Source organism: Kosakonia sp. MUSA4 (assembly GCF_013085925.1).
GTDB lineage: Bacteria > Pseudomonadota > Gammaproteobacteria > Enterobacterales > Enterobacteriaceae > Kosakonia > Kosakonia sacchari_B.
The window spans coordinates 1554206-1576430 of the sequence record NZ_CP025697.1 but is presented as its reverse complement, the minus strand read 5'-3'; the positions used below and the strand labels follow the sequence as shown (position 1 = coordinate 1576430).

The window sequence follows — 22225 nt, the reverse complement described above, 5'->3', positions numbered from 1 at the left end:
CACAAAATCCGCTTTGGCGGCGCATTTTTCTCACCTAACGTAAACCTGTCGTACAACTTCCATACTAGTTGTATGCATTTTGATGGCAAAAACGAAAAAAAATCTTCTGGCGAACCACTTCGGTATAACAAATCCGCAAGGCTCGCCCCGACTTCCCTACAAAACGATGTGCGGAGAAAAGAATGAGCCAGGGAATCAACAATGAAATGGCGGCCAGCAAGAGCCGCCGGATAGTGAAAAAATTACGCTGGTGGATGCTGGTGCTGTTTTTATTTGGCGTGACGGTGAACTACATCACCCGTAACTCGCTGGGCATTCTGGCGCCGGAACTGAAAAGCAGCCTCGGCATCACCACCGAACAGTACTCGTGGATTGTCGGCGCCTTTCAGCTCGCTTACACCATTTTCCAGCCATTGTGCGGCTGGCTGATTGATGTCATCGGCCTGAAAGTCGGCTTTATGGTATGCGCCATTATCTGGGCGCTGGCCTGTATCTTCCACGCGGGCGCCGCCAACTGGGTACATCTGGCGATCCTGCGCTTCACCATGGGCGCATCGGAAGCGGCTGCTACGCCAGCCAACGCCAAAACCATCGGCGAGTGGTTCCCGAAAGCGGAGCGCCCGGTTGCTGCGGGCTGGGCGGGCGTCGGCTTCTCGATTGGCGCGATGCTGGCACCGCCAATCATCTACTTCGCGCATGCCTCGTTTGGCTGGCAGGGCGCGTTTATGTTTACCGGCGTGCTGGCGCTGGTGTGGGTCATTTTGTGGTGGGCGTTTTACCATAATCCGGATAAACACCCGAACCTGAGCAAGGACGAGCTGGCCTTTATTCAGCAGGATCACGAACCGTCAGCGGTGAGACTCCCCTTCTTCACTGCGCTGAAAACCGTGTCGAAAAACAAGCGCTTTTACGGTATCGCCATTCCCGCTTTTATGGCGGAACCGGCATGGGCGGTACTGAGTTTCTGGGTGCCGCTCTATCTGGCGAAAGAGCACGGCATGGATCTGAAGCAGATTGCGATGTTCGCCTGGCTACCGTTCCTCGCCGCTGACCTCGGCAGCATAGCAAGCGGTTATCTGACCAAACTCTATACCCGCTGGTTTGGCTGCACCCGCGTTAACTCGGTGGTGGCCAGCTCCGTGACCGGCGCATTCCTGATGATTTCACTGGCCGTGGTCGCCATCACTCGCGATCCCTATATCACCATTGTGTTGATCTCGATTGGCGGTTTTGGTCACCAGATCATCTCCTGCATGTTGAGCGCGCTGGTGGTCGAGTCTTTCGATAAAGGGCAGATGGCGACGGTAAACGGCATGCGCGGCTCGGCAGCGTGGATCGCCAGCTTCCTTTTTTCACTGCTGATCGGCGTGACCGCCGACAAGATTGGCTTCAATCCGCTGTTTATTGCCATGGGTTTCTTTGACCTGATTGGCGCTCTGTTCCTGGTGGCATTTATTGCTGAACGTCGCGCTAAACGCGCCTGATTGTGGATCGTTGAAATGAAAATGCTGAAGAACTGGACGTTACAAAAACAGGCGGCTCATCACGTTGAGTTGCTGGTGGACGGGCAACACACCTTGTGCCTGTATGTGCTGGAAGAGCATCTGTTCCGCGTGCTGCTAAAACGCAAGGGCGAGCTGGCGCTGGACAGAACCTGGAGTATCGCGCCGCGTGAAGATGTGCCGTGGGAAGGCCGCTCACGCGAAGATGTGTCGGGCTTTACTCTGCCCGGCTGGACGCTGACGCAGCAGACCGACACGCTGGTGATGGAAAGCGCGCAGCTACGCGTGACGGTTCATCAGCCGCTGTGGCTGGAGTGGCACTACCGCAATGCGGCGGGCGAGTGGCAATGGCTGGCGGGCGATCGCCCCACCAGCGCCTATCTGGTGAACGCGCACGGTGACGGCGTGGCGCATTACCTCAGCCGTAAAAAAGAGGAGCGCTTTTACGGTCTTGGTGAAAAAGCGGGCAACCTGCAACGTAACGGCCAACGCTATGAAATGCGCAACCTTGATGCGATGGGCTATAACGCCGTCAGCACCGATCCGCTGTACAAACACATTCCCTTTACCCTGACGCGCCGGGACGATATCAGCTACGGCCTGTTTTATGACAACCTCAGCAGTTGCTGGCTGGATCTGGGCAATGAAATCGACAACTATCACACCGCTTACCGCCGCTGGCAGGCCGAAGCCGGTGATATCGATTACTACATTTTTACCGGCGCGCGCGCACTGGATGTGACTAAAGCGTTTGTCCGCCTGACCGGGAAAACGCTGTTCGGGCCGAAATGGAGCCTCGGTTACAGCGGCTCGACCATGCATTACACCGATGCGCCGGATGCGCAAAATCAGCTGATGAACTTTATTCGCCTGTGCGACGAACATGCGATTCCGTGCGATTCGTTCCAGCTCTCGTCCGGCTATACCTCGATTAACGGTAAGCGCTACGTCTTTAACTGGAACTACGACAAAGTGCCGCAGCCGAAAGTGATGAGCCAGGCGTTTCACGATGCCGGGCTGAAGCTGGCGGCGAATATCAAACCCTGCCTGTTGCAGGATCACCCGCGCTATAACGAAGTGGCGGAGAAAGGGCTGTTTATTCGCGATTCGGAAAGTGACGCACCGGAGCGTTCAAGCTTCTGGGATGATGAAGGTTCCAACCTCGATTTTACCAACCCGCAGACCGTTGCCTGGTGGCAGGAAGGCGTGACTACGCAACTGCTGGAGATGGGGATTGATTCCACCTGGAACGATAACAACGAGTTTGAAGTGTGGGACGGCGAAGCGCGTTGCCAGGGTTTTGGCCGCGAAATTGCCATCAAACATATTCGCCCGGTGATGCCGCTGCTGATGATGCGCGCCTCAATGGAAGCACAGCAGCGTTTTGCGCCGCAGAAGCGCCCGTATCTGATCTCCCGTTCCGGCTGCGCCGGGATGCAGCGCTATGTGCAGACCTGGAGCGGCGATAACCGCACCAACTGGGATACGCTGCGTTATAACACGCGGATGGGCGTCGGCATGAGCCTTTCCGGGTTGTATAACGTCGGCCACGATGTTGGCGGTTTCTCCGGCGATAAACCGGATGCGGAACTGTTCGTTCGTTGGGTGCAGAACGGCGTGATGCATCCGCGCTTTACCATCCACTCCTGGAACGACGATCGCACGGTCAACGAACCGTGGATGTACCCGGCAATTACGCCGGCGATCCGCAGCGCTATTGAGTTGCGCTACCGCCTGTTGCCCTATCTCTACACGCTGCTGTGGCAGGCGCATGCCGACGATGAACCGATGCTGCGCCCGACGTTCCTCGATCACGAGCATGACCAACAGACGTTTGAAGAGTGCGACGACTTCCTGCTTGGCCGCGATATTCTGGTCGCCAGCGTGGTTGAACCCGGCCAGCGCGAACGCCGCGTGTGGTTACCGGCCAATGATAGCGGCTGGTATGACTTTTACAGTGGCGCCTGGTATGCGCCAGGCCAGTGGATAACGCTGGATGCACCGCTGGAAACTCTGCCGCTGCTGGTTCGTGCCGGTGCCGGATTGCCGATGAGCGAACGCATTCGCCATGTGGATGCCAAAGCGGATAACACCCGCGAGCTGAAACTCTTCCCGCTAAAAGGTACGGGGTGTTCCCGCGGTCTGCTGTTCGAAGATGATGGCGAGTCCTGGGGATATCAACACGGCAATGCGCTGTGGCTGGAGTGGGAAATGGTTTGCAGCGGCAGCACCGTGGATTTACAGGTGCGCACCCGTGGTGATTATCGCCCGGCCTGGCAGGCGCTGAAAATGACGCTGCCTGCGGGAGATAAACGCCAGTTGCTGATCAATGGTGTTAAAACAGACGAGTGGATGTTTGCGTAACGCCGATGCCGGATGGCGCTGGCGCTTATCCGGCCTACAGCGCCCTTTCAGCGATGAGACCGTTTTTGCTAACACCTGTCTTGCCGCGATGGGGTGATGTTCCCCGCTGAAATCGGTGAACCGAAGCGCAGATGACAAGGTCTGGACGCCAGGGACGGCGGCCAGAGGCGAGTCGAGCAGGACAAAATTGCCGGGAGCAATTTTGAACAGCGCTTGCGCTGGCCCCGAAGGGGCGAGTCCCATGGATGGGACGAGTAATCACGAGTCGAGCCGACCGCAGGCAGATGGGCGGGAGGTGAGCGCAGTGCGTAGCACCGATTTCCCGCGGGGCCGCGGGGGATTGAAAAGGGGAAGCGCGGTGGCTTCCCCTTTTCCCGTTCACGTGATACCGCGTTGATATGACCACCGTACATCTGGTGAACGGAACAATTCCACCTACGTCAAAGCTGAGTATCCCCGGGAGCTTACATAAGTAAGTGACCGGGGTACGAAGGTGCAGCCAACACACCTGCAACGTGAAAGACGACGGTAAATTTATTCGATACCCTGGCTACGCAGATAATCTTCGTAGTTCCCGGTGAAATCCACCACGCGCTGCGGCGTAATCTCAATCACGCGGGTTGCCAGCGAGCTGACGAATTCACGGTCGTGAGAAACGAAGATCAGCGTGCCCTGATACATCTCCAGTGCCATGTTCAGCGACTCGATGGATTCCATATCGAGGTGGTTGGTCGGTTCATCCATCACCAGGATATTCGGTTTTTCCATCATCAACTTACCGAACAGCATGCGGCCCTTCTCACCACCGGAAAGCACCTTCGCCGGTTTCTTGATATCGTCCTGACTGAACAGCAAACGACCGAGAATACTGCGCACCGCCTGCTCGTCATCGCCTTCCTGTTTCCACTGGCTCATCCAGTCGAACACGGTCAGATCGTTATCAAAGTCTGCGGCATGATCCTGCGCGTAATAACCGATGCTGGCATTTTCCGACCATTTCACCGTTCCGTTATCCGGCTGCAGATCGCCGACCAGCGTTTTCAGCAGGGTAGATTTACCCACGCCGTTAGTACCGAGCACCGCCACCTTCTCGCCCACTTCCAGCAGCAGGTTGAAGTTTTTAAACAGCGGGCCGTTATCAAAACCTTTCGTCAGTTGCTCCACTTCCAGCGCATTACGGAACAGTTTCTTGTCCTGCTCGAAGCGGATAAACGGGTTCTGACGGCTGGAGGCTTTCACCTCATCCAGCTTGATTTTATCAATCTGACGGGCGCGGGAAGTTGCCTGGCGAGATTTCGAGGCGTTGGCGCTAAAGCGGCTGACAAAGGATTGCAGCTCGGCGATTTGCGCTTTCTTCTTGGCGTTATCCGCCAGCAGGCGTTCGCGCACCTGCGTTGCCGCCGTCATGTACTCATCATAGTTACCCGGGTAAACGCGCAGCTCGCCGTAGTCGAGATCCGCCATGTGGGTGCACACCATGTTGAGGAAGTGACGGTCGTGCGAAATGATGATCATGGTGCTGTCACGATCGTTCAGCACCTGCTCCAGCCAGCGAATGGTATCGATGTCCAGGTTGTTGGTCGGTTCATCGAGCAGCAGAATGTCCGGGTTAGCGAACAGCGCCTGCGCCAGCAGCACACGCAGCTTCCAGCCTGGCGCCACTTCGCTCATCGGGCCGTAGTGTTGTTCCACCGGAATGCCAACGCCGAGCAGCAGTTCGCCCGCGCGCGCTTCGGCGGAGTAACCGTCCATTTCGCCGTACTGCACTTCAAGATCGGCCACTTTATAGCCATCTTCTTCGCTCATCTCAGCCAGGCCGTAGATGCGATCGCGTTCCTGTTTCACTTCCCACAGTTCGGCGTGGCCCATGATCACCGTGTCGAGCACGCTGAACTCTTCAAAGGCAAACTGATCCTGGCGCAGCTTACCGATACGCTCGTTCGGATCGAGAGAGACGTTCCCCAGCGTCGGTTCTAAATCACCGCCGAGGATCTTCATAAAGGTGGATTTTCCGCTCCCGTTAGCGCCGATCAGGCCATAACGGTTGCCGCCGCCGAATTTGACGGAAATGTTTTCGAACAGCGGCTTGCTGCCGAACTGCATGGTGACGTTGCTGGTGACTAACACAGAGGTATCCTGAAATATGTGACAAACACCCTATTATGCCACAATTCCGAATTAGATTCCTGCCCGCTGTCAGAACGCTAAACTGCAAGCAAAAGGAAAAAAGTGTGATTTCGTACACATCTGAATTCCCTGAGCGCCGGAATGCACATATAATGCGCTTCCTGCATTCCTAACCCAACGGCCTGTGTGGCAAAAATCTCGCACAAAATGAACATGAAAATAAAAACCCTTTTCGCGGCGGCTTTGGCTGTCGTGGGATTTTGCAATAATGCGTCTGCTGTTACTTATCCGCTGCCGACAGACGGTAGCCGATTGATTGGTCAGAACCAGGTTGTCACTATCCCGGAAGGCAATACTCAGCCTCTGGAATATTACGCCGCTGAATATCAGATGGGCCTGTCCAACATGCTGGAAGCCAACCCGGGCATTGATGCCTACCTGCCGAAAGGCGGCACGGTAATGAACGTTCCGCAGCAACTGATCCTGCCGGATACCGTGCACGAAGGCATTGTCATCAACAGTGCAGAAATGCGTCTCTACTACTACCCGAAAGGCACCAACACAGTGATCGTGCTGCCTATCGGTATCGGCCAGCTCGGGAAAGATACCCCGATCGCCTGGACCACCAAAGTTGAACGTAAGAAAGCAGGCCCGACATGGACGCCGACCGCGAAAATGCACGAGGAATATATTGCAGCAGGTCAACCGCTGCCGGCAGTGGTTCCGGCTGGCCCGGACAACCCGATGGGCCTGTATGCGCTCTATATCGGCCGTCTGTATGCGATCCACGGCACCAACGCCAACTTCGGTATCGGCCTGCGCGTAAGCCACGGCTGTGTGCGTCTGCGTAACGACGACATCAAATTCCTGTTCGAAAACGTGCCGGTCGGCACCCGCGTACAGTTCATTGATGAGCCAGTAAAAGCGACCACCGAGCCGGATGGCAGCCGCTACATTGAAGTTCACAACCCGCTGTCCACCACGGAAGCGCAGTTCACCGGCGGCGAAATTGTGCCGATCGCGCTGAGCAAAGCGGTACAGGCCGTCACCAGCCAGTCTGATGTGGATTCGAACGTTGTCGATCAGGCAGTGCAGAACCGTTCCGGTATGCCGGTACGTCTGAACTAATCAGCGGTTTAATGCCCGGTGACGCGACGCTTACCGGGCTTACAAACCCACAGGCCGGATAAGGCATCAGCCGCCATCCGGCCAAAAAATCAGCCGTTATTGACCACAATTACCCCGCCGTGATCGTAGCGATAATGGCAATGGGCGTACTCCAGCGGCGTGCCGTCTTCCAGATAAATCACCTGCTCCACTTCCAGCACCGGATCGGTCTCTTCACAGTTCAAATACTGTTTATCCTCCGCCCACGGTTTCAGCGCGCGCACAATGCGATACGACCCCATGATCTTCAGCGCCAGCTCTTCCTGCACATAACGAAAAACGGAGCTTTCCAGATGCCCGCGATTCAGCCCTGGCACCAGATTGACCGGCATCAGCGTGAACTCCAGTGACACCGGTTCGCCTTCCAGCATGCGCAAACGGATAAAGTCGTATACCGGATCGTCCGGCCCCACCAGCAGCGATGCCTGCTCTTTCTCACTGGGAAAACGCAGTTCGAAGCGGATGATTTTACTCGTCACTTCGCCAACGCTCTCCCAGGTTTTGGTGGCGCCAAAATAGTCGCTGCCGGGCAGATCCCAGCGCGACAACTGAAGAAAATTTTTGCGGATGAACGTGCCCTGACCCTGGCGGGTATAGACCAGCCCCTCCACAATCAGCTGGCGCATCGCCTGCTGGATCGTCATCCGGCTGGAATTAAACTCCGCCGCCAGCGCAAACTGATCCGGTAACGGTGCGCTGGCCGCGTAGTGCTGGCTGAGAATGCGACGCTTAATCTCGCGCGCAATCATGATGTATTTTGCCGCCATAGCCCTTCTCTGAAATTATTGTATCCCATTGTTTTTCAAGGCCACTCGCTCGGCAATTTTGAGGAAAGGCAGGTAAAAGAATACACCAAAGACAATGATGATCAACTGCACCACCACCGCCCGCCAGTCGCCTGCCGTCGCCAGCCAGGCGCTGAGAATCGGCGGTGTTGTCCAGGGGATCATCACCACGCAGCGCGACATCCAGCCCAGCGTTGTACAGAGCCAGGCAAACCAGATGCCAAGCGCGGGCAGCAGCACAAACGGGATCATCAGCGGCAGGTTGAACACGATCGGCAAGCCGAAAATCACCGGCTCGTTGATATTGAACAGCCCCGGCGAAATGGCGAGGCGCGCCACCTGCTTCGCCGATTGCTGTTTCGCAAAGAGAAAGATGGCGATCAGCAAGGAAATGGTACTGCCAGTGCCGCCGATCATGCCAAAAGTCGGTACAAAGATGCTGTTGATGATATGCGGGATCGGCTGCCCGTTGGCGAAAGCCAACATATTTTCGTTGGTGTTGATCAGCAAAAGCGTCTCGAGGATCACGCCGTTGACCACCGTCTGGTGGATGCCCAGCGTAAACAGGAAGTTACCAAAGCTATAGATAAACAGCGTGCCCGGCAGGCTGGTGTTGATCTGCCGTAGCGGTTGCTGGATAAGCGTGGTGATCAGGTGGATCAAATCGGTGTGCAGCAGGTTCGCCAGCAGCGCGGCAACGATGGCAAACAGCGACAGGGTAATAATGGCCGGGATCAGCGAGGAGAAAGATTGCCCCACCGCCGCAGGCACATTCTCGCCCAGCGAAATTGAAAACCGTTTCACGCTGGCGACACGAATAAATAGCTCGGTGGAGAGCAGCCCGATAATCACCCCGGCAAAAATACCGGTCGAGCCGATGTTAGTGAAAGCCAGCATCTGCGTCACGCTGACCGTGGCTTTCGCACCGACCGGCACCACCTCAAGTTGCATCGGCATCATGATAATAAAACTGGACAGCGCAATGACCACCGCCGACACCGGGTTGCCGAAGTTCTTATTGCGCGCCAGTGACCAGGCCGTCATCGGCGCGATCAGTAGCGCGGCAATATTCAGCGTTCCGTTGATCACCGCTTCGCCCCACACTTTAAAACGCGCCAGTGTCTCCCCTTCCAGCACCCAGGGGAAAATGACGTTGTTGATCAGCACCGCCAACCCGGCAAGGATAAAAATCGGCATCACTGCCGCAAAGGCGTCGCGCAGGGAACGCAGATGCACCTGGTTTGCCAGGCGGGCGGAAAAATCGACGAACTTATCGACGAATGACTGCATATTCGGCGTGATTTTAGTTTCAGACATAGCGCTGTCCTCTCAATCAATGCGTTACATGTCGCGCCCGTTACTGCGGATCACCTGTTGCAACCAGCGATAACTCTTCTTCGGTACGCGTTTCATATCTTTCAGATCGTGGTTTTCCCGGTTCACATACACCACGCCGTAGCGCTTACGCATATCGCCCTGTGAACTGAGAATGTCGATTAAGCCCCAGCCGAGATAGCCCATCACCTGCGCGCCATCAATGAAAATGGCATCCTGCATCGCCTGGATATGGTCGCGGTGGTAGGCAATGCGGTAGTCGTCATCGATGGGATTTACGCCGTCCCACTCCTCAATCACACCAATACCGTTTTCAATCGGGAACACCGGCAAGCGCCAGTCGTTGTAGTAACGGGTGATAATGGCGCGAAAACCGAGGGGGTCGATCTGCCAGCCCCATTCGGTGGCATCAAGGTACGGGTTGGTTTTATCGCCCTGTTGCAGGTAGTAGTTGACCGGCGTTTCTGGCGAGATGGCGTCGCTATCGAGGGTTTTACTGGCGTAATAGCTGAACGCCATAAAGTCGTTTTTCACGCGGGCGATTTGTGCCAGATCCTCATCGCGATAGATATCGCGGAAACCTTCGCGATCAACGACCGCCAGCACTTCCGGGCTGTAGCCCTGCCCGGCAAACACCCGCAGCAAATTCTGGTTGAGAAACTCGTCATACTGGGTCGCGTAAAAAACATCGCGCGGCTTGCAGGTCGCCGGATAAATCAGTTGATGCGCCAGCATGCCGCCCATCAGGCGTCCCGGTTGCGTCTCGTGCAGATAGTGGGTGAGCAGCACATGCGACATCATCACGTGATGCTGGATCTGGTACAGCTCGCGCAGGGTTTTCTCGCCGTTGAGATAGCCGCCCACCTGGAACGCGCCCGGCATGTGGTAAATGTTTTGCTCATTGAAGGTAAGCCAGAACTTCACCCGGCTGCCGAAGCAATCGATCATTTTTTTGCCGTAGCGCACAAAGGCGTCCTGCACATGTCGATCGGCAAAACCGTTGTACTGCTGCGCCAGTGCCAGCGGCATATCAAAGTGGTAGAGACACACCATCGGTTCGATGCCGCGCGCCAGCAGATCGTCAATAAAGCGGTCGTAAAACGCGATCCCCTCTTCGTTGAACTCGCCGTCGCCCTGCGGGCAGACGCGGCTCCAGGCTATCTGGAAGCGGTAGCAGTTCATGCCCAAATCCTGCATTAGATCGAAATCTTCGCGGTAGCGGTGGTAAGAATCGGTGGCGACTTTCCAGTCTGAGGCAAATTCGCTGGCTTCACGGATGTCATACACCGACATCCCTTTTCCGCCCTCATTCCATGCCCCTTCAGTCTGCATGCTGGAAACGGAATTCCCCCACAAGAAGCCGGCCGGTAACGTTTTGCTCATCGCGCTTTCTCCATGACTAGTCATTTAATGAATATGACTAGTCATATAGATAATGACGAAAAAATGGGCAAAGAGAGATGTGCAGATTTGTGATGGTTTTCGAAAGATTTACCGGATAACAGCATAAGTAGGCCGAATAAGGCGCAGCCGCCATCCGGCGTTTTTTGGCCAGTGGCGCCACGGTTGCCGGATGACGCTAACGCTTATCCGGCCTACGGGGTGTGGTGAAAGGATTTAAATTACTGCTGTTTTAACTGGTTACGACGATACTCGCCCTGACGTTCCAGCATCCAGCCAGGATACTCGCGCGGCAGCGCGCTTACGGCGTCAAGCTGTTTTAGCTCATCTTCACTTAAGCGAATCGCGGTGGCGGCAAGGTTATCATCCAGCTGTTCCTGCCGTTTAGCGCCAATGATCACGCTGCTCACCACCGGCTGATGCAGCAGCCAGGCCAGCGCGATTTGCGCTACCGAAACGCCTTTGCTGTCGGCAATCGTGCGCATCACATCCACGCAGTCAAAGGCGCGATCTTTATTCACCGGCGGGAAATCAAACTCCAGCCGACGACCGCCCGCTTCTCCATTGCCATCGCGATCGTATTTACCACTCAGCAAACCGCCAGCCAACGGGCTCCAGACCATCAACCCGACGCCTTCGCTCTGCATCATCGGCACCAGTTCGCGTTCCAGATCGCGACCGGCAATGGTGTAGTAGGCCTGCAAGGAGGCAAAACGCGCCAGCCCAAGCCGTTCGGAGATCCCCAGCGCTTTGGTAATCTGCCACGCCGCCCAGTTAGAGACGCCGATATAGCGCACATGCCCGTGCTGCACCAGATTATCCAGCGCGTAGAGCGTCTCTTCGATCGGCGTTGCCGGATCAAAACCGTGCAGTTGATAGAGATCGATATGATCGAGCTGCAAGCGACGCAGGCTCTCTTTCACGCTGTTGATAATGTGATAGCGCGAACTGCCGCGCGAGTTCACTCCGGCGGTGCCGGTTTCACCAAACACTTTGGTCGCGACAACCACGTTTTCGCGCGGGACTTTCAGGTTCTTCAGCGCCTGGCCGGTGATCTCTTCCGAGCGCCCTTCCGAGTAAACATTGGCGGTGTCGATAAAGTTAATGCCCGCATCAAGCGCGCGGCCAATCAACTGCTCCGCCTGCGCCTGCTGTAGCTGGCCGATTTTGCCCCACATTCCGCCTTCGCCGCCGAAGGTCATGGTGCCGAGGCATAACTCAGAAACAAACAGTCCGGTATTACCCAATTTTTGATAGCGCATGATGGCGTCTCCTCATCGGTTTAGTTGACGCAACAGTTATACGGAATCTTTTGGCAGGATGAATGTGAGGATCCTGCCTGTTTCTTGCCCAATTCTCTGATTATCCGAGAGGCGCATCACCAAAGACTTTGTAATCAGGCAGTTGCACATTTTGATACGGTTCCCAGCCGCCGCCGAGCGCCTTGTACAGCGCCACAAGGTCAAGGCTACTCTGCACGCGCGCCTGCTCACGCTGCTGGCTGGCCTGCGCCAGCTGACGCTGCGCATCCAGCACGTCAATAAAGCTGGCGATCCCTTTGCGGTAGCTGTCGCTGGCAAGGTCAAAAGCGCTTTGCAGGGCGCTTATTGTTTTGTCCAGCCCCGCTTCCCGCTGCTGATCGGCGCGATAGCTGACCAGCGCATTTTCCACATCGCCTAATGCGCTCAGTACCGTCTGGCGATAATTGAGCACCGCCGCGCCCTGCTGCGCACGTGCCAGCTTAACGCTCGACACCAGCCGACCGCCCTGGAAGATGGGAATCGAAACCTGCGGGCCAAAGCTGTAGAAGTGGCTGCTCCAGTCGGTCAGCCAGTTGGTTTCACTGTTGCGCAGGCCGAACTGACCGCTCAGCGACAAGCTCGGGAATAACTCAGCAACCGAAACGCCAATCTGCGCCGTGGCAGCATGCAGGCTGGCTTCGGCTTCGCGCACGTCCGGGCGACGACGCGCCAGCGTCGAAGGAATACCGGTCGGCACAATTTCCGGCAAAGCCGGAAGCGGCTGTGCGTTACGCAGTTCACCATCGAGTGCGCCCGGCGGTTTCCCCAGCAGGATAGCCAGCGCGTTCATCGCCTGGCGCTCCTGCGCCTGGTACTGCGGCAGTTGCGCCTCAAGATTACCGACCTGCGCGCGGGCATTTTCCACATCCATCTGCGGCGATAACCCGCCTTTCTGGCGATTCTCCGTCAGAGTAAAAGTCTGCTGCGCGCTGTCGATTTGCGTATTCAGCGTAGCGATAATGCCCTGCGCGCCTCGCAGTTGCAGCCAGGCGCGCGCCACTTCAGCTTCCAGCGACACCAGCGCGTCATTACGTTGTTCTATTGCCTGCTGTTGCTGCGCGGAGGCGGCTTCTACCTGACGGCGCACTTTCCCCCACAGATCCAGCTCCCACTGCGCATCAAAGCTCCCCTGGTAGAGATTCACCGGCTGGGTTAACGCGCCCAGCGCACCGCTGATGGCCGGATCGGCATTATCCAGTTGCCCGTACACATCATGGGATTTCAGCTCACCTTCAATACCAAGCTGCTGACGCGTGGCTTTCAGCGAACCGTTGACCGATGGCAGAAACGCGCCGCCAGCCTGATTGATTTGCTCGCGCGCCCCGGCAATTCGCATCACAGTTTGTTGCAGCGACAGGTTACCGGCAATCGCCCGTTCAATCAGGCTGTTGAGCTGCGGCGACTGAAACGTGGTCCACCAGCGCGGGTTAAGCGCCTGCGTGGAAACCTGTGACTTCACCGCACGGTCTCCCGGGTCGTTCCAGCGCGCAGGCGTTTGCGGTTGCGGCGGCCGGTAATCCGGCCCCACGGCACAGCCTGCCAGCCACAGCGATAACAGGATTACGGGAAAACGACGCCACCTCATATTAATGTGCTCCTGCGCTGCCTTCGCTTTTGATCGGCGAAAGCAACAGACAAAATGGAATCAATAACAGCGCAACTACGCTCAAAATCGTGAAAACATCGATGTACGCCAGAAAACGCGACTGGGCGACCATCGCTTTGTACATCTGTCCGCTGGCGCTGGAAAGCGGATCGCCCAACAGAGTGGTGAAATTGCGAATCGCCTCGGCAGTCTGGCGCAACGCCAGCTGGAATTGCTCATTAAACGGGGAGGTGTGTTCCGCCAAAGGCGACATATGCGCCTGCGAGCGCTCTGTGATGGCCGCCGTGGAGAGCGAAATGCCGATCGAGCCCGCCACATTACGGAACATGGTAAACAACGCGGCGGCATCCGCATTGAGTTCGCGCGGCGTGGAGATAAAAGCAATAGTGGTGAGCGGCACGAACAGGAAGCCCAGCCCGATGGATTGCGCGCTGCGAAAAAGCACCAACGTTTCGAAATCGATATCCGGCGTCAGCGTACGCGACCACCAGAACGAAGCGGCTAGGCAGAAAAAGCCGAAGGCGATAATCCAGCGCGTCTGCACTATCGGCATCAGCTTCAGTACCAGCGGAATGGTCATCACAATCAGCACCGCGCCGGGCGACAGCACCAGCCCGGACCAGGTGGCGGTATAGCCGAGATCCTGCTGCGCCAGTTGCGGGATCACCACCGAGCTGCCATACAGAATCATCGCCATGCCCGCCATCAGCAGGCTGGAGACGGTAAAGTTTTTGTCCGCCATGCAACGCAAATCCACCACCGGTTTTTTGGCGTACAGCAGCCAGTAGATGGCGCCGACAATCCCCACCGCCGTAAGCACCGCGAAAATGCGGGTAAAATCTGACGCGAACCAGTCCTCATCTTCACCGCGATCGAGCATCACTTGCAGGCAGCCCAACCCCAGCGCAATCAGCCCAATCCCCGGCCAGTCGATGGCCAGTTTTTGCTTCGATTTCCGCTCCCACGGCGGATCTTCCAGCAACTGGTAGATCGCCAGCACGGTGATAATGCCCACCGGAATATTGATGAAGAACACCCAGCGCCAGGAGTAGTTATCGGTGATCCAGCCGCCCAGCGTCGGCCCCATTACCGGCGCGACAATGATGGCAATCGACGACAAGCCAAACGCTTTGCCGCGATCCTCCGGCTTAAAGTAATCCAGTAACACCGACTGCTGTGTCGGCTGCAGGCCGCCGCCAAAAAAGCCCTGCAAAATACGAAACAGGATGATTTGCCACAGCTCAGTCGCAATGCCGCAGAGAAATGAGCAGACGGTGAACATCACAATGCAGATAAGGAAAAACTGTTTGCGGCCAAACGTCCGGCTGAGAAAGGCCGAAATCGGCAGCACAATCCCGTTTGCCACCAGGTAGCTGGTCAGAACCCATGTCGATTCGTCGTAGCTGGCCGACAGCGAACCGGCAACGTGCGGCAGCGCCACGTTAACAATCGTGGTGTCGAGGATCTCCATAAACACCGCGAGCGTAACCACCCATGCCACGGCCCACGGGTTGCTGGCGGGTCGCCAGTTTTCGTGGCTGTGATCGGTCATTCCAGCGTTACCTTCGGTTCGACGGAGAGACCCAGCGGCAATGGCTTATTCGCATCCAGCCCTTTATCAATGACGATTTTCACCGGCACGCGCTGCACGATTTTGACAAAGTTACCGGTGGCATTTTCTGACGGGAAAGCGGCAAATTTCGAACCGCTGCCCTGCTGGATACTGTCGATGTGCCCTTCCAGTTGCAGATCCGGCCAGGCATCGACTTTGATGCTCACTTTATTGCCCGGACGCATCCGCTCAAGCTGCGACTCTTTGAAATTAGCCACCACCCAGATTTCCGGCGACACCAACGAGAACAGCGCCGTGCCGGCCTGCACCAGCGTACCGTTCTGGACGTTACGTTTGGTGACGAAGCCATCGAACGGCGCGCGGACTTCCGTCCACGAGAGATTCAGTTCCGCCGTTTCCAGTTGCGCTTTCGCCTGCGCGACCTGCTGCTGGCGAGCCTCAACGTTGGTTTCCTGCTGACGAATTTGCAGTTGCACCTGCTCCGCCACTTCCAGCTGGGCGCGGGCGCTGGCAAGCTGCGCCTGCGCGCTGCGTAACTGGGCGTTGGCGCTGTCGATATTTTGCTGCGTGGTCGCACGGGGATCGACACCGCGCTGACGGCGGTAAGCGGCTTCAGCATTCGCCAGATCCGCCTGCGCTTTCAGTACCTGCGCCTTCGCTTCATCGCGCTGTGCGGGATACTGCACTTTCGAGAGTTCGAGTTGCGCCTGCGCCTGGTGCAGTTGCGCCGTTGCCAGCCCTAACTGCGCCTGTGCCTGATCGCGCTGCGCGGTGGTATCGCGGGGATCGATCACCACCAGCAAGTCACCCTTCTTCACCCGCTGGTTATCTTTGACCCGCAACCCGGTAACGTAACCTGCGACTTTCGGCGCAATAGTAACCGCATCGCCATCGGTGAAGGCGTCATCGGTACTCTCTTCGTTACGGGTTAAAAACCACCATACCAGCGCGACGATCACCATCACGCCGACCACAATGGCGAGGATAATCAGCGGTTTCTTTCCGGGGCGTTTACGGGTGTCGTCATTATTATTTTCCTGAACATCGTCAGGAGAGGTTGTGTTTTCTGCCATAGTATCGCAACGGTCCTGTCAGGTAACGGCGCCAGGGATGCACCGTTACCTAAAGTTAGGCGGTTGCTATACATTTTCCAGGATAAACTGACAAATCAGCACTATCTGAATAAGAGTAATCCGTATCCGACGGCCGCAGCCCACAGCAACATCGGCAGGGAATAGAGGTGAAAGCGCCACCAGATACGGCGATTGTTCGCCATGCGTAGCGCAATAAGGTTGGCCAGCGATCCGGGCAATAAACCAAAACCGCCAACGTTTACCGCCCAGGCCAGCAAGGTATCCGGCGGAACATAGTTGAGCAGCAAAATGGTGGCGGGTACGTTACTGATAAATTGCGACAAACCAATGGCCGCAAGCCACAGGCCCGAAGGTGAAAGCTGGCTGGTGCTGGTCAGCACGCTGTGCAGCGCCGGAAGCTGGATCAGCAGATGCACATCGATAAACATGGCAATAAAGACCAGCAGCAATGTCCAGTCAACGCTCAGCACCACGCGACGCGCCAGCAGCAGAAAACCGGCCGCGATCAGCGCCAGCCCCCACAGCTCCTGCTTTAGCTCCAGCGCAGTAATAAAGACCAGGTAAAACCCGAGGCAGCTCCATACCAGACGCGGTTGCCAGTCGGCAGTCTGCGAGCCGCTGTGGTAGTTGAGGGCTTTATTCGGAAAACAAAACCAGCACAGCGCCAGCAATGTTGCCATCATCGCCAGCGCCAGCGGCGTCATCTGCCAGATAAACGCCGGGAATGAGAGACCGGAGCGCCCCCATAATAAGATGTTTTGCGGGTTGCCAATTGGCGTCAGCAACGAACCAGCATTGACCGCCAGCGCTTCGAAGATGATCAGCCGGTTGACCGGGATTTCACACAGCTTCTTTAGCGTAATGGTCAGCGGCACCACAATAAACAGCGCCACATCGTTGGTTAAAAAGGTGGAGAGCAGCGCCGCCGCCAGCACCATAAACATCGCCAGGCGGCGTTCATTGTGAAAACGACGCACCATGCGTCGCCCGAGCACATCGAAATAGCCGCTCAGCTCAACGCCCTTGGTCAGCAGCATCAGCCCGCTCAGGGTGATAATGGTGTGCCAGTCAATCGCCCCTGGCCAGCGCGCAGGCGCGAACGGGACGAAGAAACAGAGCGCAACGCCAACGATCAATAGTAGATGGAGGAAATGGTCGCGCGCCAGTGCGCGAAACAGCGGTATGCTCATTCGGAAGGAAGCCCGTGTTGCAGGGTAAAACGGCGGAAACAGTCTAGGGTTTCCTGGCTGACGTGGTGCTCCATCCCTTCCGCATCGCGGCGGGCAATCTCCGGGCTAACGCCAAGTACCAGCAGAAAACTTTCCACGATTTGATGGCGCTCGCGGCTCTCCTGCGCCAGCTTCTCCCCTTCCGGCGTCAGAAAAACACCGCGCCACGGGATCTGCTCAATCAACCCGACGGTCGCCAGCTTTTTCAGCATTTTTGCCACGGTAGGCTGCGAAACGCCAAGACGCGCCGCCATATCAACCTGGCGGGCTTCGCCCACTTCGCGAATTAAATCGGAAATCAGTTCAACGTAGTCGTCAATCAGTTCACGACGATGCGCTTCGCGTACCTGGCGAAAGCCTTCGACGTGCTCTTCAACATTTACCAGCGTCACTTTTTTTATTGTTGGATTCGCTGTGCGACGGTTCATTGTGCTTCCTCTGACAGTGTGACGCGGTGCTACATCATATAAGAGAGCGCCATTGTAAACCATTCGTGAACCAGCACAAAAAATTAACGTATTAGCCATAGCTATAAAATATAGCCTGTGCTATATCTGTATGTAATGCGTTCACCCTTCATGGAACGAAGGGCCACGAAAGCGTAAGGAGGTTCCGATGAATGAGTTCAAGAGGTGCATGCTTGTGTTTAGTCACTCTCCCTTTAAAGTCCGTTTAATGCTGCTGAATATGCTGTGCGATATCATCAACGGCAAACCGCAGCAGACCCCGGACAAACCTTCCAACTAATGCGGCGTCGCGGTACGCCGCTTCATTTTTCTGTCACAATCCCCCGTCATACTGAACGTTTCGTCTAAAAATTCGCGCATTTTTGCTGGATTTGCAATCACCCTCTCAAAACAACCGCTTAGCCGGTGTTGACCTTCGTTGCGCCTCGCTCTATCTTTGCGCTGCCCTGCACAAATTGCGGCTCGCAGAAGCGGACCACATCCCCTCTCCACGCACTGTCCGGCAGGTTTTGACCCTTACGCCAGGGTGAGCACATGGCGGTTTCGCGATAGTCATCAATGAGCCTAATTCTGAAAGAATCCGCTGCGTTTCGCAGCCAGACCGTCAATCCGTGGACGGGTTTCTATTTTCTCCAGTCGATGTTGATTAATTTTGCTCTTGGTTACGAATTTAGCGTGCTGTATGCCGTTGTCCTTACCTGTGCCCTGATTGTACTGTGGCGTCATGCGCCGCGCGCGCAGAAGGTGTTTGTCGGTATTATCTCTCTGGTGGCAGCGTGTTATTTCCCGTTTGGCCAGGCCTACGGCGCGCCGAACTTCAATACGCTGCTCGCTCTGCTCTCGACCAATATGGAAGAGTCCACGGAAATTCTGACTATTTTCCCGTGGTATCACTATGTCATTGGCCTGTTTATCTTCGGATTGGGCGTTATGTCGATGCGCCGCCGCATCCCTGCCGCGCCGACGCCGTGGCTAAAGTGGGATATCGTAGGCGCCGTGTTTTGCGTGGCGTCTTATTTTATCGGCCCGGTACAGAACCACTTTCTGGGATATGACTTCAGGATTATTGATACCGGTGTGCCGGTGCTGCGTTTCGTGCGCGATGTAGCGTTTAACTACTATTTAGTGCGCGTCGAGCAGGAGAATATGGCGGAGTTCGCCAGCATGAAAGACACCTGGACCGTAACGGCAGTCAAACCGAAATATCACACTTATGTGGTGGTGATTGGCGAAAGCGCGCGCCGCGATGCGTTAGGCGCGTTTGGCGGCCACTGGAATAACACGCCGTTCGCCAGCCAGGCAAACGGCACGTTCTTTATGGATTACGTGTCTGCCAGCGGCTCAACGCAGAAGTCGCTCGGTCTAACGCTGAACCGGGTGGTCGGTGATAAACCGCAATACCAGGATAACTTTGTTACGCTGGCTAATCGTGCGGGTTTCCAGACCTGGTGGTTCTCTAATCAGGGACAAATTGGCGAATACGATACGGCGATCGCCAGCATTGCGAAGCGCGCCGATGAAGTGCAGTTCCTGAAAAATGGCGATTTTGAAGCGAATAAGAACACCCGTGACGAACAACTACTGAAGTTGACCGCTCAGGTCTTTTCGACGCCGCGCACGCAGCCGCAACTGATCGTTCTGCATCTGATGGGATCGCACCCGCAAGCCTGCGATCGCACCGGCGGTAAATACAACGAGTTTGTACAATCGAAAGAAACGTCCTGCTACCTCTACTCCATCACGCAGACGGACGATCTGCTTGGCAAGCTCTATTCCCAGTTGGTGAATACCGGCGACAGTTTTTCAATGGTCTATTTTTCCGATCACGGGCTGGCAATTAAAGAGCGCGGTAAAGAGGCGCAGTATCTGGCACATGCCGACAAATTCCAGCAGGATTTCCAGGTGCCGTTTATGGTGATCTCCAGCGATGATACAAAGCACCGGATCGTCAAGGCTCGCCGTTCAGCCAATGATTTCCTTAGTTTCTTCGCACAGTGGACCGGGATCGCCGCCGAGCAGATAAAAAATTCTTACCGCTTTACCTCCGAGCAAAAAGCCGGGCCAGTTTACATTACTAACTTTAAGTTACAGAAAGTTGACTACAACCACTTGGGCACGGATCTTTTTGATACCCGCAGTAAGCACTGATTGGTGAGCGTTTCAGGCAAAAAAAATCCGCCCATTGGGCGGATTTTTTATATCGCCGAAGCGATTAGAAACGGTAACCAACACCGGCAATCCAGGTGCCAACGTCAACGCTACGAATGCGGCTCTGCTCGTAGGAGAAGTCCAGAGCGACGTTTTCCATCGGGTTGAACTGCAGACCGGCACCGTAAGAGAAACCGTAGTCGCTGGTGTCAGAAACTTTAGCGGTATCAACAGTCTGCTGGAATTTACCGTAACCAACACCGACTACGCCGTAGATGCTCGCCCAGTCGTTCAGACGGTAAGCCGGACCTGCGGTGATGCCGTAGTACTGCGCTTTGTTGTAGACGCCGCTTTCGGTACGATCTTTTTCAGTGTAAGTAAAGGAACCGATAACACCCAGCGGGTTGTCATTCTGCTCGTAGCGGTATTTCAGGTTGAAACCGTTGGTTTTGTTAGCAATACCCTGCGCATCGCTCTGAGCGTAGCCGCCGGTAACGGTTGAAGTTGCTGCTACTGCGGAACCTGCAGATACCGCCAGAAGAGCGGCCAGTGCTGAAAGACATGCAATTTTTTTCATAATCCACCTCAAATGTGCTTCAAGTAAATCCTACGTCCTACGTTTTTAAATATATCAAAAATGGTCAGGAAACTCTTTGCAGGAATTGGGGTCTAAAGTGCCATTTGATGTAACAGAAAGTTTCCGCTATTGAACAACCCTTTCAAAAAACACGCCTTTTCCCGCATAACGCACCATTATGATGCTCCATAAGTGGCACATTCATCCAGACAATTCTTAAATCAACAGGTTAATTAACCATCAGATAATCCTTATTCTACGGATATTCGGGCAGTTTTTTTCAACGAACGCTCAACCAGCCGGAGGTATTTTCAAGTAGACTGACGGCTTTACTTCACTTGACATAAATTGACGGGAGAAAGGATGCCAGGGTTGTCTCGTAAGTTGCCGGTGTGGCTGCCGGTTTTGGTGTTACTTATCGCCATGATCTCTATTCAGGGCGGTGCATCGCTGGCGAAATCGTTGTTTCCACTGGTCGGCGCACCTGGCGTCACCGCACTGCGTCTGGCGCTCGGCACGATTATCCTGGCCATCGTTTTCAAACCCTGGCGGTTACGTTTCACCCGCGAACAACGTTTGCCGCTCCTGTTTTACGGGCTGTCGCTCGGCGGGATGAACTATATGTTCTACCTCTCCATTCAGACCGTACCGCTGGGTATCGCCGTGGCGCTGGAATTCACCGGGCCGCTGGCCGTTGCGCTGTTCTCCTCCCGCCGCCCGGTTGATTTTATCTGGGTGATCCTTGCCGTACTCGGTCTGTGGTATTTGCTGCCGCTGGGAGAAAACGTCGCGCATGTGAATCTGAGCGGCGCAGCCTTTGCCCTCGGCGCCGGGGCCTGCTGGGCAATTTACATCCTCTGCGGCCAGCGCGCGGGTGAGGAACACGGCCCGGCAACGGTTGCGCTTGGCTCGTTAATTGCGGCGATCGTGTTTGTCCCTCTCGGTGCGCTCCAGTCTGGTGAACTGCTGTGGCACTGGTCGATTTTGCCGCTTGGCATCGCCGTTGCCGTGTTGTCCACCGCGCTGCCCTACTCACTGGAGATGATTGCATTAACCAGGCTTCCCACCCGCACCTTCGGTACGCTGATGAGTATGGAGCCAGCGATGGCAGCGCTCTCAGGCATGATTTTCCTTGGCGAAACGCTCGCTTTGCAGCAGGTGCTGGCGCTGATGGCTATCGTCATCGCCTCGATGGGCTCCACGCTGACGCTGCGGCGGGAAAGTAAAATCCGCAAAGTGGAAATCGGTTAAATAATTATTATTCAGCATGAGATTTATCTTATGCTGAATAACCTCCAACTCCAGAGACATTATTTCTTACGTTTACGTACATTTCGCTTGAAATAGAGATTACCGTCCCCCTTCCATTCCAGAAATTATTTAATTTTTCTTATAATTCATCTTGTTAGTTGTCACCACATAAAAAATGAGCATATATTCTGGTTTTGCTATTGAACCGATAGGCACAGCCAAAACAGATAAATGAAATCTGGTGCTATACTTAGTTCCGGTAATTACTTGGGACACAAACATCAAGAGGATATGAGAT

At 55.5% G+C, this 22225-nt stretch carries 17 protein-coding genes; 6 read left to right on the top strand and 11 right to left on the bottom strand.

Translation table 11 applies throughout. The features are described 5' to 3' along the window. Nucleotides 1-182: 182 nt before the first annotated feature. Entirely contained in the window at nucleotides 183-1484 is a 1302-nt protein-coding gene (locus C0557_RS07520) for an MFS transporter (protein WP_074775445.1), read from the top strand. A gap of 15 nt (nucleotides 1485-1499) precedes the next feature. Beyond that, the gene (locus C0557_RS07515; protein ID WP_208658024.1) at nucleotides 1500-3866 is read left to right on the top strand and encodes a glycoside hydrolase family 31 protein; all 2367 of its coding nucleotides are present in this window, start codon (nucleotides 1500-1502) and stop codon (nucleotides 3864-3866) included. A 534-nt stretch (nucleotides 3867-4400) separates the two neighbouring features. On the opposite strand, the gene C0557_RS07510 is transcribed toward C0557_RS07515, so the two are convergent. Further along, nucleotides 4401-5993 carry an ABC-F family ATPase gene (locus C0557_RS07510; RefSeq protein ID WP_208658023.1) on the bottom strand — a complete coding sequence of 531 codons (1593 nt, stop codon included), beginning with the start codon at nucleotides 5991-5993 and terminating at the stop codon, nucleotides 4401-4403. 207 nt (nucleotides 5994-6200) lie between these two features. Here C0557_RS07510 and ldtB point away from each other — a divergent pair, with 207 nt between their 5' ends. After that, nucleotides 6201-7121, top strand: coding sequence for a L,D-transpeptidase (ldtB, locus tag C0557_RS07505; RefSeq protein ID WP_208658022.1), 921 nt, complete (start codon nucleotides 6201-6203; stop codon nucleotides 7119-7121). A gap of 89 nt (nucleotides 7122-7210) precedes the next feature. On the opposite strand, the gene C0557_RS07500 is transcribed toward ldtB, so the two are convergent. The 9 genes from C0557_RS07500 to mntR all read right to left on the bottom strand — a co-directional run bounded on the left by C0557_RS07500 (nucleotide 7211) and on the right by mntR (nucleotide 17912). After that, a complete protein-coding gene (locus tag C0557_RS07500; RefSeq protein WP_208658021.1) occupies nucleotides 7211-7927 on the bottom strand; it encodes a GntR family transcriptional regulator in 717 nt (238 codons plus the stop codon). A 15-nt stretch (nucleotides 7928-7942) separates the two neighbouring features. Further along, the gene (locus tag C0557_RS07495; protein ID WP_208658020.1) at nucleotides 7943-9262 is read right to left on the bottom strand and encodes a PTS sugar transporter subunit IIC; all 1320 of its coding nucleotides are present in this window, start codon (nucleotides 9260-9262) and stop codon (nucleotides 7943-7945) included. Nucleotides 9263-9286: 24 nt separating this feature from the next. Beyond that, nucleotides 9287-10663: a glycoside hydrolase family 1 protein gene (locus tag C0557_RS07490; protein ID WP_208658019.1), complete on the bottom strand. Its 1377-nt coding sequence runs from the start codon at nucleotides 10661-10663 to the stop codon at nucleotides 9287-9289. A 239-nt stretch (nucleotides 10664-10902) separates the two neighbouring features. Further along, nucleotides 10903-11943 (bottom strand): aldo/keto reductase, encoded by a 1041-nt coding sequence (locus tag C0557_RS07485; protein ID WP_074775434.1) that lies wholly within the window; start codon nucleotides 11941-11943, stop codon nucleotides 10903-10905. 100 nt (nucleotides 11944-12043) lie between these two features. Next, the gene (locus tag C0557_RS07480; protein ID WP_208658018.1) at nucleotides 12044-13567 is read right to left on the bottom strand and encodes an efflux transporter outer membrane subunit; all 1524 of its coding nucleotides are present in this window, start codon (nucleotides 13565-13567) and stop codon (nucleotides 12044-12046) included. A gap of 1 nt (nucleotide 13568) precedes the next feature. After that, complete coding sequence (locus C0557_RS07475) at nucleotides 13569-15140, bottom strand: DHA2 family efflux MFS transporter permease subunit (RefSeq protein WP_208658017.1); 1572 nt, start codon at nucleotides 15138-15140, stop codon at nucleotides 13569-13571. After that, the gene (locus C0557_RS07470) at nucleotides 15137-16234 is read right to left on the bottom strand and encodes an HlyD family secretion protein (RefSeq protein ID WP_208658016.1); all 1098 of its coding nucleotides are present in this window, start codon (nucleotides 16232-16234) and stop codon (nucleotides 15137-15139) included. The genes C0557_RS07475 and C0557_RS07470 overlap by 4 nt, the downstream gene beginning before the upstream one ends. A 101-nt stretch (nucleotides 16235-16335) precedes the next feature. Further along, complete coding sequence (locus tag C0557_RS07465) at nucleotides 16336-17445, bottom strand: anion transporter (protein WP_208658015.1); 1110 nt, start codon at nucleotides 17443-17445, stop codon at nucleotides 16336-16338. Then, nucleotides 17442-17912 (bottom strand): manganese-binding transcriptional regulator MntR, encoded by a 471-nt coding sequence (gene mntR / locus C0557_RS07460; RefSeq protein WP_074775423.1) that lies wholly within the window; start codon nucleotides 17910-17912, stop codon nucleotides 17442-17444. Before mntR ends, C0557_RS07465 begins: the two co-directional genes overlap by 4 nt. Before the next feature lie 187 nt (nucleotides 17913-18099). On the opposite strand from mntR, the gene mntS reads away from it, so the two are divergent. Further along, the gene (mntS, locus tag C0557_RS07455) at nucleotides 18100-18231 is read left to right on the top strand and encodes a manganase accumulation protein MntS (RefSeq protein WP_007374004.1); all 132 of its coding nucleotides are present in this window, start codon (nucleotides 18100-18102) and stop codon (nucleotides 18229-18231) included. A gap of 278 nt (nucleotides 18232-18509) precedes the next feature. Next, the gene (locus C0557_RS07450) at nucleotides 18510-20099 is read left to right on the top strand and encodes a phosphoethanolamine transferase (protein WP_208658014.1); all 1590 of its coding nucleotides are present in this window, start codon (nucleotides 18510-18512) and stop codon (nucleotides 20097-20099) included. Between the two features lie 64 nt (nucleotides 20100-20163). Here C0557_RS07450 and ompX read toward each other — a convergent pair whose 3' ends face one another. After that, nucleotides 20164-20676: an outer membrane protein OmpX gene (gene ompX, locus C0557_RS07445; RefSeq protein ID WP_007374002.1), complete on the bottom strand. Its 513-nt coding sequence runs from the start codon at nucleotides 20674-20676 to the stop codon at nucleotides 20164-20166. Between the two features lie 363 nt (nucleotides 20677-21039). On the opposite strand from ompX, the gene rhtA reads away from it, so the two are divergent. Beyond that, nucleotides 21040-21927, top strand: a complete 888-nt coding sequence (gene rhtA / locus C0557_RS07440; RefSeq protein WP_074775420.1) for a threonine/homoserine exporter RhtA — start codon at nucleotides 21040-21042, stop codon at nucleotides 21925-21927. Nucleotides 21928-22225 lie beyond the last annotated feature (298 nt).

What these genes read in the sequence shown, in the direction of transcription:
- C0557_RS07520 (WP_074775445.1), top strand. Translation starts at nt 183, where the DNA reads ATGAGCCAGGGAATCAACAATGAAATGGCGGCCAGCAAGAGCCGCCGG.
- C0557_RS07515 (WP_208658024.1), top strand. Translation starts at nt 1,500, where the DNA reads ATGAAAATGCTGAAGAACTGGACGTTACAAAAACAGGCGGCTCATCAC.
- ldtB (WP_208658022.1), top strand. Translation starts at nt 6,201, where the DNA reads ATGAACATGAAAATAAAAACCCTTTTCGCGGCGGCTTTGGCTGTCGTG.
- C0557_RS07500 (WP_208658021.1), bottom strand. Translation starts at nt 7,927, where the DNA reads ATGGCGGCAAAATACATCATGATTGCGCGCGAGATTAAGCGTCGCATT.
- C0557_RS07495 (WP_208658020.1), bottom strand. Translation starts at nt 9,262, where the DNA reads ATGTCTGAAACTAAAATCACGCCGAATATGCAGTCATTCGTCGATAAG.
- C0557_RS07490 (WP_208658019.1), bottom strand. Translation starts at nt 10,663, where the DNA reads ATGAGCAAAACGTTACCGGCCGGCTTCTTGTGGGGGAATTCCGTTTCC.
- C0557_RS07485 (WP_074775434.1), bottom strand. Translation starts at nt 11,943, where the DNA reads ATGCGCTATCAAAAATTGGGTAATACCGGACTGTTTGTTTCTGAGTTA.
- C0557_RS07480 (WP_208658018.1), bottom strand. Translation starts at nt 13,567, where the DNA reads ATGAGGTGGCGTCGTTTTCCCGTAATCCTGTTATCGCTGTGGCTGGCA.
- C0557_RS07475 (WP_208658017.1), bottom strand. Translation starts at nt 15,140, where the DNA reads ATGACCGATCACAGCCACGAAAACTGGCGACCCGCCAGCAACCCGTGG.
- C0557_RS07470 (WP_208658016.1), bottom strand. Translation starts at nt 16,234, where the DNA reads ATGGCAGAAAACACAACCTCTCCTGACGATGTTCAGGAAAATAATAAT.
- C0557_RS07465 (WP_208658015.1), bottom strand. Translation starts at nt 17,445, where the DNA reads ATGAGCATACCGCTGTTTCGCGCACTGGCGCGCGACCATTTCCTCCAT.
- mntR (WP_074775423.1), bottom strand. Translation starts at nt 17,912, where the DNA reads ATGAACCGTCGCACAGCGAATCCAACAATAAAAAAAGTGACGCTGGTA.
- mntS (WP_007374004.1), top strand. Translation starts at nt 18,100, where the DNA reads ATGAATGAGTTCAAGAGGTGCATGCTTGTGTTTAGTCACTCTCCCTTT.
- C0557_RS07450 (WP_208658014.1), top strand. Translation starts at nt 18,510, where the DNA reads ATGAGCCTAATTCTGAAAGAATCCGCTGCGTTTCGCAGCCAGACCGTC.
- ompX (WP_007374002.1), bottom strand. Translation starts at nt 20,676, where the DNA reads ATGAAAAAAATTGCATGTCTTTCAGCACTGGCCGCTCTTCTGGCGGTA.
- rhtA (WP_074775420.1), top strand. Translation starts at nt 21,040, where the DNA reads ATGCCAGGGTTGTCTCGTAAGTTGCCGGTGTGGCTGCCGGTTTTGGTG.